Origin of the sequence: Herbaspirillum frisingense GSF30 (genome assembly GCF_000300975.2) — a bacterium.
Lineage (GTDB): Bacteria > Pseudomonadota > Gammaproteobacteria > Burkholderiales > Burkholderiaceae_D > Herbaspirillum > Herbaspirillum frisingense.
In genome coordinates this window covers 14,397-29,974 of record NZ_AEEC02000028.1, presented here as the reverse complement: position 1 = coordinate 29,974, position 15,578 = coordinate 14,397, and the positions used below count along the sequence as shown (strand labels likewise).

13 protein-coding genes are annotated in these 15,578 nt (G+C 61.4%); 6 read left to right on the top strand and 7 right to left on the bottom strand.

Annotated elements, in window-relative coordinates:
• The first annotated feature begins 46 nt into the window (after positions 1–46).
• Positions 47–769, top strand: coding sequence for an ABC transporter ATP-binding protein (locus HFRIS_RS17685; protein ID WP_039876274.1), 723 nt, complete (start codon positions 47–49; stop codon positions 767–769).
• A 6-nt stretch (positions 770–775) separates the two neighbouring features.
• Here the strand turns inward: HFRIS_RS17685 and HFRIS_RS17680 are convergent, their stop codons facing one another.
• On the bottom strand, positions 776–1,720 hold the full coding sequence (locus HFRIS_RS17680) for a DMT family transporter (protein WP_006712631.1): 945 nt from the start codon (positions 1,718–1,720) through the stop codon (positions 776–778).
• On the bottom strand, positions 1,674–3,242 hold the full coding sequence (locus HFRIS_RS17675) for a bifunctional ADP-dependent NAD(P)H-hydrate dehydratase/NAD(P)H-hydrate epimerase (RefSeq protein WP_006712630.1): 1,569 nt from the start codon (positions 3,240–3,242) through the stop codon (positions 1,674–1,676). The genes HFRIS_RS17680 and HFRIS_RS17675 overlap by 47 nt, the downstream gene beginning before the upstream one ends.
• 396 nt (positions 3,243–3,638) lie before the next feature.
• Between HFRIS_RS17675 and HFRIS_RS17670 the strand changes: the two genes are divergently transcribed.
• Together HFRIS_RS17670 and HFRIS_RS17665 are read left to right on the top strand one after the other, a co-directional pair.
• Positions 3,639–3,860 carry a TA system antitoxin ParD family protein gene (locus tag HFRIS_RS17670; protein WP_039876271.1) on the top strand — a complete coding sequence of 74 codons (222 nt, stop codon included), beginning with the start codon at positions 3,639–3,641 and terminating at the stop codon, positions 3,858–3,860.
• The gene (locus tag HFRIS_RS17665) at positions 3,860–4,147 is read left to right on the top strand and encodes a type II toxin-antitoxin system RelE/ParE family toxin (protein WP_039876269.1); all 288 of its coding nucleotides are present in this window, start codon (positions 3,860–3,862) and stop codon (positions 4,145–4,147) included. The genes HFRIS_RS17670 and HFRIS_RS17665 overlap by 1 nt, the downstream gene beginning before the upstream one ends.
• 27 nt (positions 4,148–4,174) lie before the next feature.
• Here HFRIS_RS17665 and HFRIS_RS17660 read toward each other — a convergent pair whose 3' ends face one another.
• A complete protein-coding gene (locus HFRIS_RS17660; protein ID WP_006712627.1) occupies positions 4,175–5,446 on the bottom strand; it encodes an FAD-dependent oxidoreductase in 1,272 nt (423 codons plus the stop codon).
• 536 nt (positions 5,447–5,982) lie between these two features.
• Between HFRIS_RS17660 and purL the strand changes: the two genes are divergently transcribed.
• The 3 genes from purL to HFRIS_RS17645 all read left to right on the top strand — a co-directional run bounded on the left by purL (position 5,983) and on the right by HFRIS_RS17645 (position 11,970).
• The gene (gene purL, locus HFRIS_RS17655) at positions 5,983–10,008 is read left to right on the top strand and encodes a phosphoribosylformylglycinamidine synthase (protein WP_006712626.1); all 4,026 of its coding nucleotides are present in this window, start codon (positions 5,983–5,985) and stop codon (positions 10,006–10,008) included.
• Positions 10,009–10,216: 208 nt separating this feature from the next.
• Positions 10,217–11,554 carry a DUF6402 family protein gene (locus tag HFRIS_RS17650; protein ID WP_039876265.1) on the top strand — a complete coding sequence of 446 codons (1,338 nt, stop codon included), beginning with the start codon at positions 10,217–10,219 and terminating at the stop codon, positions 11,552–11,554.
• The gene (locus HFRIS_RS17645) at positions 11,548–11,970 is read left to right on the top strand and encodes a hypothetical protein (RefSeq protein WP_006712624.1); all 423 of its coding nucleotides are present in this window, start codon (positions 11,548–11,550) and stop codon (positions 11,968–11,970) included. Before HFRIS_RS17650 ends, HFRIS_RS17645 begins: the two co-directional genes overlap by 7 nt.
• Positions 11,971–12,170: 200 nt before the next feature.
• Here HFRIS_RS17645 and HFRIS_RS17640 read toward each other — a convergent pair whose 3' ends face one another.
• From HFRIS_RS17640 to HFRIS_RS17625, 4 genes are all read right to left on the bottom strand, one after another.
• Positions 12,171–13,271: a porin gene (locus HFRIS_RS17640; RefSeq protein WP_006712623.1), complete on the bottom strand. Its 1,101-nt coding sequence runs from the start codon at positions 13,269–13,271 to the stop codon at positions 12,171–12,173.
• A 527-nt stretch (positions 13,272–13,798) separates the two neighbouring features.
• Complete coding sequence (locus HFRIS_RS17635; protein WP_006712622.1) at positions 13,799–14,575, bottom strand: peptidylprolyl isomerase; 777 nt, start codon at positions 14,573–14,575, stop codon at positions 13,799–13,801.
• A gap of 91 nt (positions 14,576–14,666) precedes the next feature.
• Positions 14,667–14,951: a BolA family protein gene (locus HFRIS_RS17630; RefSeq protein WP_006712621.1), complete on the bottom strand. Its 285-nt coding sequence runs from the start codon at positions 14,949–14,951 to the stop codon at positions 14,667–14,669.
• Positions 14,948–15,568, bottom strand: a complete 621-nt coding sequence (locus tag HFRIS_RS17625; RefSeq protein WP_006712620.1) for a septation protein A — start codon at positions 15,566–15,568, stop codon at positions 14,948–14,950. The genes HFRIS_RS17630 and HFRIS_RS17625 overlap by 4 nt, the downstream gene beginning before the upstream one ends.
• Positions 15,569–15,578: the final 10 nt, after the last annotated feature.

Here is a 15,578-nt window from a genome sequence, read left to right as displayed (position 1 = left end):
GGTGCGCGCCGCGCCCCTCCCGGCCCCCCTTGCCTGATTGCCCTGCATGCCTGCTTCCCTTCCCGATACTGATACCGATACCGCACAATCCGCCGTCGTTGCAGCCATTGAAGTCCTTCAGTTATCCAAACATGTTGCCGATGTCGCCGCACCCGGTGGGCGTTTGACTATCTTGAGCGACATCGATTTTACCGTGGCCGCCGGTACCACGGTGGCCATCGTCGGCGCCTCCGGCTCCGGCAAGTCCACCTTGCTGGGCCTGCTGGCTGGACTGGATACCCCCAGCGAAGGTTCCGTGCGGCTCGATGGCGAAGACATCTACGCCCTCGATGAAGACGGCCGGGCGTTGCTGCGCAAGCGCAAGCTGGGCTTCGTGTTCCAGTCCTTCCAGTTGCTCGGGCACTTGAACGCCCTGGAAAACGTCATGCTGCCGCTGGAGCTGCGCGGCGATGGCCAGGCCCGCGCCAAGGCCGAGCAGATGCTGGGCCGGGTCGGCCTGGGCAGCCGCCTGAAGCATTATCCCAAGTACCTCTCCGGGGGCGAGCAGCAGCGCGTGGCGCTGGCCCGCGCCTTCGTCACCGAACCGCCGCTGCTGTTCGCCGACGAGCCCACCGGCAGCCTGGACGCGGCCACCGGCGAATCGGTCATCCAGTTGATGTTTGAACTGAACCGCGAACGCGGCTCCACCCTGGTGCTGGTCACCCACGACAACGGCATCGCCGCGCGTTGTGAGCGCACCCTGACCATCGCGGCCGGACGCCTGCTCTGAGCCTGCTCAGACCGCTTCCATCGGATCGGCCGGCGGCAGCGGATGGGCGCGTTTGTGCTCGATATAGGCGATGCCGATCCCGCTGGCGCAGATGATGGCGATGCCCAGCACCGTGATGCTGTCGGGGAATTGCCCGAACACCAGCCAGCCCATGCCCGAGGCCGAGATGATCTGGGCATAGAAGAAGGGCGTCAGCACCGAGGCTTCGGCATGCCGGTAGGCGGTGTTCTGCAGGAAGTGGCCGATGGTGCTGGTAATGCCGGTGGACACCAGGATCGCCAGCTCGATGGCGGTCGGCGTATGGGCGCTCCAGAAGAAAGGCACCATCAGCGTCGACAGCACGCTGCCCACCAGCGCACCGTAGAACAGCGTCACCATGGGATTGTCGGCCTGGCTGGCCTTGCGGTTGAGGATGGACATGAATGCCATCGTCAGTGCCGACACCAGCCCCAGCGCCACCCCGTGCGGTGGAATGTCGCCACTGGGGCGGATCACGATCAACATGCCCGTAAAACCGACCAGCACCGCGATCCAGCGCGAGAGATAGCTGCGTTCGCCCAGTAGCCAGGGTGAGATCGCCAGCACGATCAGGGGTGCACAGAAATTCATGGCAGTCCCTTCAGCCAGCGGCACGATCTTCAGGACCGAAAAGAAGATCAGCGTCGACGCCAGCAGCAGCGCACCGCGCCCCAGTTGCAGGCCGAGCCGGTTGGACCGCAGGATGCTGCGCCCGTGCCGGCGCTGGTACAGCGGCGCCAGGGTCACGGCCATGAACAGCAGATTGATGGTGTAGCGCATCCAGGCAATCATCACCACGTGGTAGCCGGCCAGGGCCAGCAGCTTGCCTGCGGTATCCAGTAGCGACAGCGTCCACAGCCCGGCGATGAGAAACAGGATGCCCAGCTTATGGCTGGGGGCGATGCGGGGATGCGGCAGGACGGCGCTGGACATGGTCTCGGATGATCTGGTTGAACACCGCCCGGATGGCGGGAATGAATTCGCTTGCGGTCAGCCCCACCGGGCCCAGTCCTGCACCCACCAGCTGATCGGCGGCGGCGCCGTGGATCCAGGTGGCAGCCAGGGCAGCGGCGCGGGTCGGCCAGCCTTGCGCCAGCAGCGCACCACACAGGCCCGAGAGGACGTCGCCGGTACCGGCAGTGGAGAGCGCCGGGTTGCCGCTGGGGTTGATGAGGATTTCGCCATCGGGGAAGGCGATGACCGTCCCCGCGCCCTTGAGCACGGTGATGGCGTTGAACTGGCGGGCCAGCAGGCGCGCTGCCTGCGGGCGGTTCTGCTGGATCTGCTGGGTGCTGCTGTCGAGCAGGCGGGCCGCCTCCAGCGGATGGGGCGTGATGATGCTGGTGATCTCGGCACCGGCCTGGTGGCGTCGGTGCAGCTTGTGCTGCAGGGACGGTTCGGCCGAGATCAGGTTCAGGGCATCGGCATCGATGACGATGTCGGCCTCGCTGTCCAGTGCGCGCGCCAGGATGTCATGCGCATGGCGCGAGGTGCCCATGCCGGGGCCGATCACCAGCGCCGCGCTGGCACCGAACTCGACCCGGTCGGCCAGGCGGAACATCAGTTCCGGGTGCTTGTCGTCATAGGCCGGACCTTCGTCGACGAAGGCCACATAGACCCGCCCGGCACCGCTGAAGGCCGCCGTGCGCGCAGCCAGCACCGGCGCACCGGCCATGCCGCGTGCACCACCCACCACGATGACATCGCCATAGCTGCCCTTGTGGCTGTTGTTGGCACGCGGCTTGAGCGCGGTGGCGAAGCATTGTGGTCCGTTGAGGAAGGCGCGGGCTGGCGGGAAATGGCTATCGTCGATCTCCAGCGGTTCCAGCACGATATGGCCGCTATGGTCGCTGCCATCACAGGTGTGCAGACCGGGCTTGTCGGAGATGAAGGTAATGGTATGGGTGGCCTGCACGGCCAGTCCCTCACGTCCGCCGACGATGCTGCCGGTATCGGCATTCAGGCCGCTGGGAACATCGATGGACAGCACCGGACAGCGCAGGCTGTTGATGTAGTCGATGATGGGCCGCAGCCTGGGGCCGGGCGGGCGTGCCAGGCCGATGCCGAACAGGCCGTCGATCACCAGCGCCCAGGACTGGGCGCGCAAGGCGGTGTCGCTCAGATCGTCGATGAACTGGATTTCGGCTTCGCGCACGCGGGCCAGTGCACGCCGCGCATCTTCTGGCTGGCGGCTTTCGTCGGCATGCAATTGCACGCTGACTTCGATCCCCGCTTCTTCCAGCAGCCAGGCCGCCTCCAGCGCGTCGCCGCCGTTGTTGCCCGGGCCGGCCAGCACCAGGACAGACGGCGATGACACCGTGGCCGAGCACAGCAATTGCTGCGCCAGCTCGGCAATGGCGGCGCCGGCACGTTGCATCAGGGTGTAAGGGGGCAGGGCGGACAGGGCCTGTTGTTCGACTTGGCGGATCTCGGCAACGGAGTGGAGCGCGCTCATGATCGTGGTCGCTGGTGCATTCGTTGGACAGCTGGATGGATGAAGTGAAGCTCAGGCAGGGCGCAGCAGTGCCACGAAGGGCAGCTTGCGTCGGCCGTCAGGCAGGATGCCGGCGCAACGGTGTCGATTTTAAGTGAATTAGGGTCTTGGCGCAGAACCGTCTCAGATGAAAAAAATCGGCGCGCTCAAATGAGGCTCGGTCGTCGTGACTGATGCGCTGGCCAGGACGTCGTAAAAAACGGGCTTGATGGCTGGATCTGGGGGGACTCTGTAGGACTCTGTGCCATACCTTGCTGCAGAGGATGGCCTGTTCGGCCTGATGTTGGTCGGGGTTGCAAAAGGTTGCAAAGGGTTGCATAGTGATGCGCAATAAAACCCTGATATCAAGGAGCTGATATGGCTATTGCAATGAAACTTTCGGATGAGCTGGTCGATATGGCGAAGCCTCGCGCAGCTGCTGAACACCGCTCTGTGCCAAAGCAGATTGAATACTGGGCGCGTCTGGGCAAGGCCGTCGAAGACAATCCCGATCTGCCGGTTCAGTTCATCAAAAGCACCTTGGTGGCGGTGGCGGAGGCTGATGCCGGCCAACTTTCCGAATATCGCTTTGGGGTGTGATGGTGTTGAGCATTCTCAGCACCCCCTCGTTTGATCGTGTCGTCAAGAGACTGCACGCGAGAGACAAAAAGGTAGTTGACCAGGCCGTCATGGCGATTGCGACCGATCCAGCCATCGGCGTAGAAAAAAAGGGCGATCTGGCAGGGGTATTCGTCTACAAGTTCAAGATCAACAAGCAAGAAACCTTGCTGGCGTATCGCTTGCAGCCGAACAAGAAGAGCCCACAGGAAGTGGTATTGCTGAGCCTCGGCTCGCATGAAAATTTCTACGACGCCATGAAGCGCTAAAAAGCGCTAAACCTCGTTCTGGCGCGGTCAGCCCAGCAGATCGCGCGGCAGCAGCCCGTCGGTCGGGATTTCCGGTTCCTCGCCGGCCATCAGGTCGCTCAGCAGGCGTGCCGAGCCCACCGTGGCGGCCCAGCCCGTGGCGCCGTGACCGACGTTGACGAAGACATTGCCCTGCCGCGTCGGACCCAGTACCGGCAGGCCGTGCGGCAGCAGGGCCATGGAATTGCTCCAGAAATGGGCCTGGTTGTAGTTGGCGGCATTGGGGTAGTAGTCACCGGCGATCTTGAGCAGGTTGCGCAGGGCCTTGGGCGGCAGCGTCTGCGAGGGCGGTACGAAGCCCAGCAGGCCACTGATGCGGATGCGTCCGCCCAGTCGCGTCATGGCGACCTTGTAGCTGTCGTCGTAGAGCGCCATGCTGGGCGCATCGTCCGGATTCTTGACCGGCACCAGCGCCGAATAGCTTTGCAGCGCCCGCAAAGGGAGCACCGTGTCCAGCGGCTGCAGCAACCGGGCGCTGGACATGCCGGCGGCCACCACCACGGCGTCGACCTGCATGTGCGAGGCCAGGTGGGGTGACTCCAGCAGCAAGGACACGCGGCCGCCGAAGTCGGCGCTCAAGGTCCGGACGGTGGAATCGAAATGGAAGCTCACCCCCAGCTCCTGCGCGGCATTACGCATCTGCTTGGCAAACAGCACGCAATTGCCGGCCATGTCGTCGGGATAGTAGAGCGCGCCGGCCAGCTTGGCCTCCGAGGAAAAGGCCGGCTCCAGGGTGCGGATCGCCGCCGCATCCAGGGTCTGGTGCTTGAACTCGCATTGCTGGGCGGCTTCCTGCAGGTGGGGCATGCGCGCCGCCTCGGCTGGCTGGCGGAACAGGTGGAGTACACCGTTGCCGTTTTCGTGCTCCATGTTGTGGTGCGCCTGCAATTGCAGGGTCAGGCCCTGGCCGTAGGCCGACAGGCGCGACAGTCGCAGCTTATTCTCGGCGAACTCGTGCTGTTGTGCCTGGCGCGTCTGGCGCATCCAGCGGCGCCGGCCGAAGTCGGCACCCGAGGCCAGCAGCACCCGTGGCTCGTCCTGGAAACGGCAGGCAAAGGTGGCCATGGCACCCGGCAGGGTCAGGGGCATGGCGGCCCCCGGCGCCAGCAGGCCGGAGTCGCCGAAGGTGGCTTCCTCGGCCACGTGCGCGCGGCGCTCGATGACGGCCACCTGGTAGCCCTTGGCGGCCAGGAAGTAGGCGCTGCAAATCCCTGAAAGTCCCCCGCCGATGACGGCGATCTGTCGATGTGTGCTGTTCACTCTGTTTGTCTTGGAAGCGGCCAGGCCGCTGTGGTCATGGTCATCGGTTCTGCATGCTGGTGTGCCGCGGGCTGCCTGCCGCGCCGCGTGGCCTGAGCGCGCAGTGGCGGCAGGCCGTTTCCGATGCGGGCCGAATGATACCGCGAAATTTCCTTGTCGTTCGGATATTGCCGCAAAGCCACATTCTGGCCATCACCATAGGACAATCTGCTTACTTCCAAGGACAACGCACGGCGCCGGGCGACCGATGACACGGATGTCCCCAGATTTCCCCACGGGCAGCCGGCGAGGCCCGTGACGTCGTCGGCTAGCGCAGCCAACTGCTCGCTTTGCCTGGGACGGGGACCGGCGTCCACTGTATAATGCCGGCTCTGCCAGCAAACGCGCGCACGATCCATCAGTCCGCCGTACCCGAAACTGCACGTTTTTACCTAGTGCGGTGCAACATCCGAGGGTGCGGCCGGTGTCGGTGGACCGGTCCCTGCCGCGATGCTGCGACGGTTTTCCCGATTCAAGCTAACTGCCTCGACCTCGCCATGCTGATCCTGCCGGGCTCCAATGCCCTTTCCGCTTTCCGTACCCAACGCCTTTTGACCCAATTGCAAGCAGTGGACGCCGCCATTACCGGCGTATCCGGCCGCTACCTGCACTTCGTCGATGCTCAGCAGGCATTGACCCAGGAGGATGAGGCACGCCTGAACGGCCTGCTGACCTACGGCGACCCCTTCAACGGCAGCGACGAGGGCGATGCCTTCGTGGTGATCCCGCGTTTCGGCACCATTTCGCCATGGGCCAGCAAGGCCACCGACATCGTGCGCAACTGCGGCATGAGCCACATCCACCGGGTCGAGCGCGGCATCATCTTCCGCGTGCAGGTCAAGACCGGTCTGCTGGGCGGCGCCAAGAAGCTCAACGAAGCCAGCCTGCCGGCCGTGGCCGCGCTGCTGCATGACCGCATGACCGAGACCGTGCTGCGCGATCCGCAGGAAGCGGCCGGCCTGTTCTCCGAACTGCAGGCCCGTCCGCTGGAGAGCGTGGATGTCATCGGCGGCGGCCGTGCCGCCCTGGAAGCAGCCAATACCGAACTGGGCCTGGCCCTGTCGGATGATGAGATCGATTACCTGGTGGCAGCCTTCACCAAGGCGCAGCGCAATCCGACCGATGTCGAACTGATGATGTTCGCCCAGGCCAACAGCGAGCACTGCCGCCACAAGATCTTCAACGCCGACTGGACCGTCGATGGCCAGGTGCAGGACAAGTCCTTGTTCGGCATGATCCGCAACACCCACCAGCTGGCGCCCAAGGGCACCGTGGTGGCGTATTCGGACAATTCTTCCGTCATCGAGGGCGCCAGCATCTCGCGCTTCTACCAGCGCGGCGCTACCAAGGGCAACGTCTATGAGGCCTCGGAAGAGCTGACCCACATCCTGATGAAGGTGGAAACCCACAACCACCCGACCGCGATCTCGCCGTTCCCCGGTGCCTCCACCGGCGCCGGCGGTGAAATCCGCGACGAAGGCGCGACCGGCCGTGGTGCCAAGCCCAAGGCCGGCCTGACCGGTTTCACCGTCTCCAACCTGATGGTGACCCACGCCGTGCAGCCCTGGGAAAACGCCCGTGACGTGGCCCAGCCGGCTGCCGAGCGCGACGCCCACGCCCAGGGCGGTATCTACGGCAAGCCCGAGCGCATCGCCTCGCCGCTGCAGATCATGATCGACGGCCCGCTGGGTGGCGCGGCCTTCAACAACGAATTCGGCCGTCCCAACCTGGGCGGCTACTTCCGTACCTACGAACAGAACGTGGGCGGCCAGGTGATGGGTTACCACAAGCCCATCATGATCGCCGGCGGCATGGGCAACATCTCGGCCAAGCACACCAGGAAGAACGACCTGCCGGTGGGCAGCCTGCTGATCCAGCTGGGTGGCCCCGGCATGCGCATCGGCATGGGCGGCGGCGCCGCTTCCTCGATGGCCACCGGCGTGAACACCGCCGACCTGGACTTCGACTCGGTCCAGCGTGGCAACCCGGAAATGGAGCGTCGCGCCCAGGAAGTCATCAACGCCTGCTGGGCGCTGGGTGACGAGAACCCCATCCAGTCCATCCACGACGTGGGTGCGGGCGGTCTGTCCAACGCCTTCCCGGAAATTACCAACGACGCCAAGCGCGGCGCCCTGTTCGACCTGCGCAAGGTACCGCTGGAAGAAAGCGGCCTGGCCCCGCGCGAGATCTGGAGCAACGAGTCCCAGGAACGCTACGTGCTGGCCATCCTGCCGGAACACCTGGATCTCTTCAAATACCTGTGCGAGCGCGAGCGCGCGCCCTTCGCCGTGGTCGGTACCGCCACCGAAGAGCGCCAGTTGAAGGTGATCGACCCCGAACACAACAACAGCCCCGTGGACATGCCCATGGACGTGCTGCTGGGCAAGCCGCCCAAGATGCACCGCGACGTGAAGCACGTCGAGAAGCAACTGCCGCCGGTGGACCTGACCGGCATGGACCTGGTGGAAGTGGCCCAGCGCGTGCTGCGCCTGCCGGCCGTGGCCGACAAGTCCTTCCTGATCACCATTGGCGACCGTAGCGTGGGCGCCATGACCGTGCGCGACCAGATGGTCGGTCCCTGGCAGGTGCCGGTGGCTGACGTGGCCGTGACCGCCATGGGCCTGGAAGGTTATCGCGGCGAGGCCATGGCCATGGGCGAACGCACTCCGCTGGCCGTGATCGACGCCCCGGCCTCGGGCCGTATGGCCGTCGGCGAAGCCATCACCAACATCGCCGCCGCCCCGATCGCCGAGATCGGCGACATCAAGTTGTCGGCCAACTGGATGGCAGCCTGCGGCCAGCCCGGCCAGGATGCCGCCCTGTTCGACACCGTCAAGGCCGTCGGCATGGAGCTGTGCCCGGCGCTGGGCGTGTCCATCCCCGTGGGCAAGGACTCGCTGTCCATGCGCAGCACCTGGAGCGACGAAGAGGGCGCCAAGTCGGTGACCTCGCCGGTGTCGCTGATCGTCTCCTCGTTCGCCCCGGTGACCGACGTGCGCCGCGTGCTCACGCCGCAACTGCGCAAGGACAAGGGCGAGACCGTCCTGATCCTGATCGACCTGGGTCGCGGCAAGAACCGCATGGGCGCCTCGGCCCTGACGCAAGTCATGCAGCAGATCGGCAACGAGACCCCGGACGTGGATAGCGCCGAGGACCTGAAGGCCTTCTTCAACGCCATCCAGCAACTGAACTCCGAAGAGCGTCTGCTGGCCTACCATGACCGTTCCGACGGCGGCCTGTACGGCACCCTGGTGGAAATGGCCTTTGCCGGCCACACCGGCATCTCGGTCAACCTCGACATCCTGACCATGGAAGGCGAGCATGCCGCCGACTGGGGCGATTCCAAGAACTGGACCACGCAAGTGGCCGAGCGCCGCAATGAACTGACCCTGCGTGCACTGTTCAGCGAAGAGCTGGGCGCCGTGATCCAGGTCCCGGCGGAGCAGAAGTCGGATGTCATGAACGTGCTGCGCAGCTACAACCTGGGCGCCTGCAGCCACATCATCGGCAAGCCCAATGACCGCGACGTGGTCGAGTTCATGCGCGACGCCAAGAACATCTACAGCCAGCCGCGTGCCGAGCTGCACCGCACCTGGAGCGAGACCAGCTGGCGCATCGCCCGTCTGCGCGACAACCCGGCCTGTGCCGATGCCGAATACGAACGCCTGCTGGACGCCGCCGACCCCGGCATGACGCCCAAGCTGACGTTCGACCCGCAGGAAGACATCGCCGCACCCTACCTGTCGCTGGGGGCTGCTGCCCGTCCCAAGGTCGCCATCCTGCGCGAGCAGGGCGTGAACTCGCACATCGAGACCGCCTACGCCATGCACAAGGCCGGCTTCACCGCCGTGGACGTGCACATGAGCGACCTGATCGCCAACCGCGCCAAGCTGGATGACTTCAAGGGCTTCATTGCCGTTGGCGGCTTCTCCTATGGTGACGTGCTGGGTGCCGGCGAAGGTTGGGCCAAGACCATCCTGTTCAATGCCCAACTGGCCGAGCAGTTCTCGCGCTTCTTCCAGCGCCAGGACACCTTCTCGCTGGGGATCTGCAACGGCTGCCAGATGATGAGCAACCTGAAGTCCATGATCCCGGGTGCCGAAGCCTGGCCCAAGTTCACCCGCAACAAGTCCGAGCAGTTCGAGGCGCGTTTCGTGATGGTGGAAGTAGCCGATTCGCCGTCCATCTTCATGCAGGGCATGGCCGGCACCCAGGCGCCGATCGCCACCGCCCACGGCGAAGGTTTTGCCGACTTCTCACAGACCGGCGACATCGACAAGGCCATCATCGCCATGCGCTACGTCGACCATCGCGGTGCAGCCACCGAAGCCTATCCGTTCAACCCGAACGGCTCGCCCCAAGGCATCACCTCGGTGACCACCCCGGACGGCCGCTTCACGGTCCTGATGCCGCACGCCGAACGCGTGTTCCGCACCGTGACCCAATCCTGGCACCCGGATACGTGGGGCGAGGATTCGCCGTGGATGCGCATGTTCCGTAATGCGCGCAAGTGGGTGAATTAATATTCCTCTGCAATGCTGAGAAAAGAGAAATTCACTCCGGTATAGAGCCGCAAGAAGAAACCCCATGTTTTCGGACATGGGGTTTTTTATTGCCAGATCGTGCGTCGGCAATGATGCATGGTGCAGTCAAGCTGGCTCTTTGGACGGCAGATCAGCACGATTTCGGACGCTAGCATGTCGGGCTCATCGTTTCCCATTCGAGAGTCACATGGCAAAGGTCAGGAAAGTCCCTTATTACGTAATCGAACGTTCTCTTCTGCGAAGTCCGCGCTGGCGGCTATACAAGGGCTCGGCGGGCGCGGTTCCCATCAATACATTTCAAACGATTTCCTTCGATCGGCTCCCACCAGGCTCGGCTACAAAAGCAGACCGCCTACTACCCAATGTGACGCCGGGAAGCGTACGAAAGGAAAAAACGCGCGAAGAAAAAAATAATCCGGGAAGTCCTGGTAGGCCGGAATCAGCGACTCAGCAAAAGCGGATTTCTCTATTTCGACAGCGCTATATCGACGCGGAGGATCGGGAAAAGCTTGCGATCTTCGATCTTCAGGATATTCCGGCAGCGATGGAGAAAATGGGGTGGCCAGTCGCGGCCAAAGCGGCAAGAAGGTGGTTTTCTGGCCAAGCACATGTCTATAACGATCAACCTGATTCTGAACAGCCGCTGGATGACTCGATCGTGTCACTGCGGTGGGTGCTTGGATATAAGGCCGTCAAGAGTAAATTAGACGAGTTGCTTCGCTCAGATATTTATTCCGAGAAGGCGCTCGCGTTGGTGGAGCGTAAATTGCTTGGGCGGGTTCGCGATGCCTTCCAGCGTTCTCAAAGTGCCAAGCCAAACCTAAACTTTGAGACAGAGATCATCAACTCAGACCTCCGACAGTTTCATATTGACTGGCACTTCCAGCGAAAGAAAATAAGCACGTTTGACACCTCAGATTGGGACTGGATGACGCCGACTGATTTAACTGCGACGCTAGGAAATTTTCTTCTGTATGTAGCGATAGGAAGAGTTGAGGTTCAGGGGCAGCGATATTTTGATTACAGCCAGAATCCTTATCGGTACTGTATGGACGCGGAAGCCAGGATGACCCATGTCTACGTGTATTTGAAGGACAACTACTCTTTCAATGACAAGGACCCGGCAAATAGCCAGTATCTCGGTCACTGGAACAAGCATGGAATGACTTCTTCTTTGGTGATGGCTGCCAATGAGCTACTTGGTCAGTATTATCCGTCAGCGAAAATGCATCTGAAAGGCGGAAAGAAGGAAGAATACAGAGTGGACTGGGACTATCTACCTTTTCCGCAAAAGCCGCTTGATAAGCCAATCGACACGCGACGTTCCTTTTTGAGGAAATTTGTGGAGATGGATGTTTATTGGCCTGTATTCAACCGCTCCTACAATGATTGGAGGGCGCGCAACGACCAGGGTGAAGATTTCATGATCTACAGTAAGCCTGAACTTTATAAGCTGGAAACTCCCATCACGATCAAACTCGGTACGTTAAGCCGTCCCTGCAAAGCCGGATCACCCATATGCTGAGTAGGTCCACCCTGATGTTTGTTTCGGCTTTCCTGATATTCGCGATCTATCTTGGCTTATCCGGAGGACACAAGGTTGATTGCGGCAGGTTCGACTACACGGAAAGATTAAATGGCGGATCAAAGGAAATTCTAGGGCAGCAATACATCATCACCATTTGCGGCAGCGGCACCGGCAATGGCGGGTTGTATGCCGATGATCCTCCTGACGTCGCTGAAATAAAGGTCTTAGATAGAGCGGGACACGTGCTGGTCAGGAGATACCTGACGATCGAATGGGATAACCCCTTGGGTCACCGGGCCTTGAGTATCGATCATGCCGGGATCAACTATCAGGATGACGCGGACCAAAAAAATTACGTCATTCCAGTACCACCATCTTTCTCTGAGCAATTAAAGGCCAAATTCCTGTTTTAGAGCGTTTACCCAGTCAGGATGAGGATCCGCCGACCGGAGGAGCGGATGAAGTTACGTTCACGGGCTTCCACAGTGCTGCTGTTAAGCACCAAAAAACAAAAAAGCGCAGTTCCGAAAGGAACTGCGCTTTTTCTTTCTGCTTTCTGAATGCTTCCCGTTGTTAGCACGCTCTCCCGAGGGAGAGCGCCTTCACGCCCGGATCAGAAGATGTGACGAATGCCAACACCCAGGGTGGTGACGTTGTCCTTGCCGGCGGCCTGGCCGGTCAGCTCGTAGCGGGCTGCGTCCTTGGCCTTGTTGTAGTCCACGATGGTGTACAGCTGGGTGCGCTTGGACAGCGCATAGTCAGCCCAGGCCACCACGGCGTAACGCTTGCCGTCGCCGACATTGCCCACGCCTGCGACCGAGGCGTTCTGGCTCTTGTCGTAGTAGAAGGCGCCAGTCAGGGACAGGGCGGCGGTTGCCTGGTAGGAAGTACCCAGGAAGTAACCCTTGTCCTTGCGTTGCACGCCAGCGATGCCGCCAGCCGAGGCGGTGCTGTTGCTCATGGCCATGTAGGCAGCGGTGGTGCCGGTGCTGTCCTTGATGTTGTAGTAGCCGCCGAACAGCTTGGCTGCGCCGATCTTGTAGGACGCCGACAGGTTGTAGGTGGTGTCCTTGTTGTCGCTGTTGGTGGCGCTCACGGTTTGCTGCCAGCCGCCGCCGACCGAGAACGGGCCGGTGGTGTATTGCAGCGAGCTGCTGATCTGGCTGCCGCGGCGGGCCGAACCGGCTTGTTCGCCAGCGGCGTAGGACAGGCCGACGTTGAAACCGCTGAAGCTGCCATAGTACTTGATCATGTTGCTGTTGCGCACCAGGGTGCCAGCAGCCGGCAGCCAGGAGTTGCTGTCGTAGTTACCGACGGTCAGCGGGTCGAAGTGGTCAGCCATCAGGTCGAACAGGGGCGTGTTCTGACGGCCGATGGACACCTTGCCGAAGCTGCCACCCAGGCCAACCCAGGATTGACGGTTGAAGATGGTGTTGGCTTGGCTCATGCCGCCGGTGTCACCGTTGAAGCCGTTTTCCAGCTGGAACATGGCCTTCAGGCCGCCACCGAGGTCTTCGGTACCCTTGAAGCCCAGACGGCTGTTGGCGATGGCGCCGTTATCCATGCGCACGTTGCTGTTGCCCTGCGCATTGTCGCTGCTCAGATAGCGGATGCTGGTATCGACGATGCCATAGATGGTCACGGTGGATTGGGCAAATGCGGCGCCGCCGGTGGTCAGGCCGGCTGCCAGCAGCAGCATGGAACTCTTCTTCATAGGTATCTCTCCTGAAAGCACGAATGTTGTGTTGTTGATGGCGTCGTGGATCAGCCTTGTGTGCTTCTCCCCGAAACACCTTTTTCTTGGCTGCGAACCAGGACTCCCTTGCTTCCTGCTCCCGTGGCGATTCGCAGCCTGTCCCTATTTGGAACAGGAACGAAGAATATCAGAACGATGGTTCGCAAAATGCGCAAAATGGTGCAGGTTTATTCTTCTTTTTTAATTATTTAGTGAATTTATATGATTATGAAAAATTTATTGGATAAATATTTTATAAGAATAAATCTTCACTATGACGCAGAAGATAGTGTTCCCGTAGGGCGGGAAGGCATCAAAAAGACGCTTTTTGGAGAAATTGCGAAGGATTTGGACGTTTTTTTGACGGCTACCGCATGAGTTGTGCGTTAATTCGTAGCTAAAAAGCAACATGCCCGGCAAGGAAACCTTGTCCGGGCATGTCGGTGGAGGGCGCTGGAAGACCTGGGTCTTCCTTCAGCCACTCGGGCTGCGCAGGCGGGAGGGACTTATTGCACCTTGGCCTTGGCGCGCAGTTGTTCCTGATAGGCCTGCAGCTTCTTCTGTTGCAGGGCTTCAGCGATCTGCGGCTTGACTTCCTCCAGGGTCGGGACCTTGGCAGCGCGCACATCTTCCAGCTTGATCACATGCCAGCCGAACTGGGTCTGCACCGGAGTCTGGGTGATGTCACCCTTCTTCAGGGCCACCATGGCGTCGGAGAACGGCTTGACGAAGGAGGCCGGGCTGGCCCAGTCCAGATCGCCACCGTTGGCGGCCGAACCAGTGTCCTTGGATTGCTTGGCCAGGTCTTCGAACTTGGTGCCGGCCTTCAGCTTGGCGATGATGGCTTCGGCGTCTTCCTTCTTGTCCACCAGGATGTGGCGGGCGTGGTATTCCTTGTCGCCGGCCTGGGCCTTGAACTTGTCGTATTCAGCCTTGATGTCGGCGTCCGACACCGGGTTCTTCTTCAGGTAGTCGGCGATCAGGGCGCGGATCACGATGGACTGGCGGGCCAGTTCCAGCTGGTTCTTGACGTCGGTGCTGTTGGCCAGGCCTTGCTTGTCGGCTTCCTGCATCAGGATTTCACGGTTGATCAGCTCTTCCTTGATGGCGCCGCGCAGTTGCGGGCTATCAGGCTGGCCTTGCGCAGTCATCTGCTTGACCATCAGTTCGGCGCGGGAGGACGGAATCGCCTTGCCGTTGACGACGGCCAGGTTTTGGGCGAAGGCCGGGATGGAAGCAATTGCGAACAGCAGCACCAGCAGACGAGCGGGTTTGAATGTCATTGTTGAATCCTAGAAAAGAAAGGAATGAATCAAAACGGAGAAAAAAACAGGAGGGGGCTTGATAAGCAGGCGTCGGTCTTTGTTCTTGGTCTCAGTTCTTTGCCTCTGACGGGGAGAGCGCCACTATGGCCAGCGCATGGATCTCCTGCTGCATCAGGTCGGACAGGCAATCATACACCAGCCGATGGCGGTTCAACCGATTTTTGCCCTCGAACAAGTCTGAAACCAGGCGGATCCTGTAATGTCCTCCGCCCGAGGCTGCACCGGCATGTCCGGCATGCTGGGCAGACTCATCTTCGACCAGACATTCGGCTGGCGAGAAAGTTGCAGTCAGACGTGAACGAATGCGTTCTGCACGGGTATCGGCGCCACTCATTCGGCATCCTTCATGTACTTCGACAGGAACAGGCTCTGGCCGATGATGAAGGCAAACATCAGGCCCATGCTGCCGAACATCTTGAAGTTGACCCAGGTATCGAGCGGATAGTTGAAGGCGATATAGAGATTGAGCACGCCCATGACGGCGAAGAACACGATCCAGGCCAGGTTCAGGCGCGGCCAGATGGCTTCGGGCAGGGTGACCTGCTTTTCCATCATGACGCGGATCAGGTTCTTCTTCATGAACAGTTGCGACACCAGCAGGGCCAGACCGAAGGCCCAGTACAGGATGGTCGGCTTCCACTTGATGAAGGTGTCGTCACGGAAATAGATGGTGGCGCCACCGAAGACCACGATGATGGCCAGCGACACCCACAACATGCCATCCACCTTGCGACGGCGCAGCAGCAGCCAGGCGATCTGGCCCAGCGAGGCGATGATGGCCACGGCCGTGGACAGCAGGATCGGTGCCTGGGTGGCGGTGACGGCACCGGCCGACATGGCGCCGCCCAGGTATTGCATCACCAGGTCCTGGGCGGCCGAGGGATGGCCTTCGGCCCATTTGAAGACGCCGAAAAACAGGATGACGGGGAACAGGTCGAACAGGAACTTCATCGGTTGGCTT

Coding starts and splice junctions, on each gene's coding strand:
- HFRIS_RS17640 (WP_006712623.1), bottom strand. CDS start 13,271: ATGAAGAAGAGTTCCATGCTGCTGCTGGCAGCCGGCCTGACCACCGGC.
- HFRIS_RS17665 (WP_039876269.1), top strand. CDS start 3,860: ATGGTGTTGAGCATTCTCAGCACCCCCTCGTTTGATCGTGTCGTCAAG.
- HFRIS_RS17625 (WP_006712620.1), bottom strand. CDS start 15,568: ATGAAGTTCCTGTTCGACCTGTTCCCCGTCATCCTGTTTTTCGGCGTC.
- HFRIS_RS17630 (WP_006712621.1), bottom strand. CDS start 14,951: ATGAGTGGCGCCGATACCCGTGCAGAACGCATTCGTTCACGTCTGACT.
- HFRIS_RS17645 (WP_006712624.1), top strand. CDS start 11,548: ATGCTGAGTAGGTCCACCCTGATGTTTGTTTCGGCTTTCCTGATATTC.
- HFRIS_RS17680 (WP_006712631.1), bottom strand. CDS start 1,720: ATGTCCAGCGCCGTCCTGCCGCATCCCCGCATCGCCCCCAGCCATAAG.
- HFRIS_RS17650 (WP_039876265.1), top strand. CDS start 10,217: ATGGCAAAGGTCAGGAAAGTCCCTTATTACGTAATCGAACGTTCTCTT.
- HFRIS_RS17635 (WP_006712622.1), bottom strand. CDS start 14,575: ATGACATTCAAACCCGCTCGTCTGCTGGTGCTGCTGTTCGCAATTGCT.
- HFRIS_RS17685 (WP_039876274.1), top strand. CDS start 47: ATGCCTGCTTCCCTTCCCGATACTGATACCGATACCGCACAATCCGCC.
- HFRIS_RS17675 (WP_006712630.1), bottom strand. CDS start 3,242: ATGAGCGCGCTCCACTCCGTTGCCGAGATCCGCCAAGTCGAACAACAG.
- HFRIS_RS17670 (WP_039876271.1), top strand. CDS start 3,639: ATGGCTATTGCAATGAAACTTTCGGATGAGCTGGTCGATATGGCGAAG.
- purL (WP_006712626.1), top strand. CDS start 5,983: ATGCTGATCCTGCCGGGCTCCAATGCCCTTTCCGCTTTCCGTACCCAA.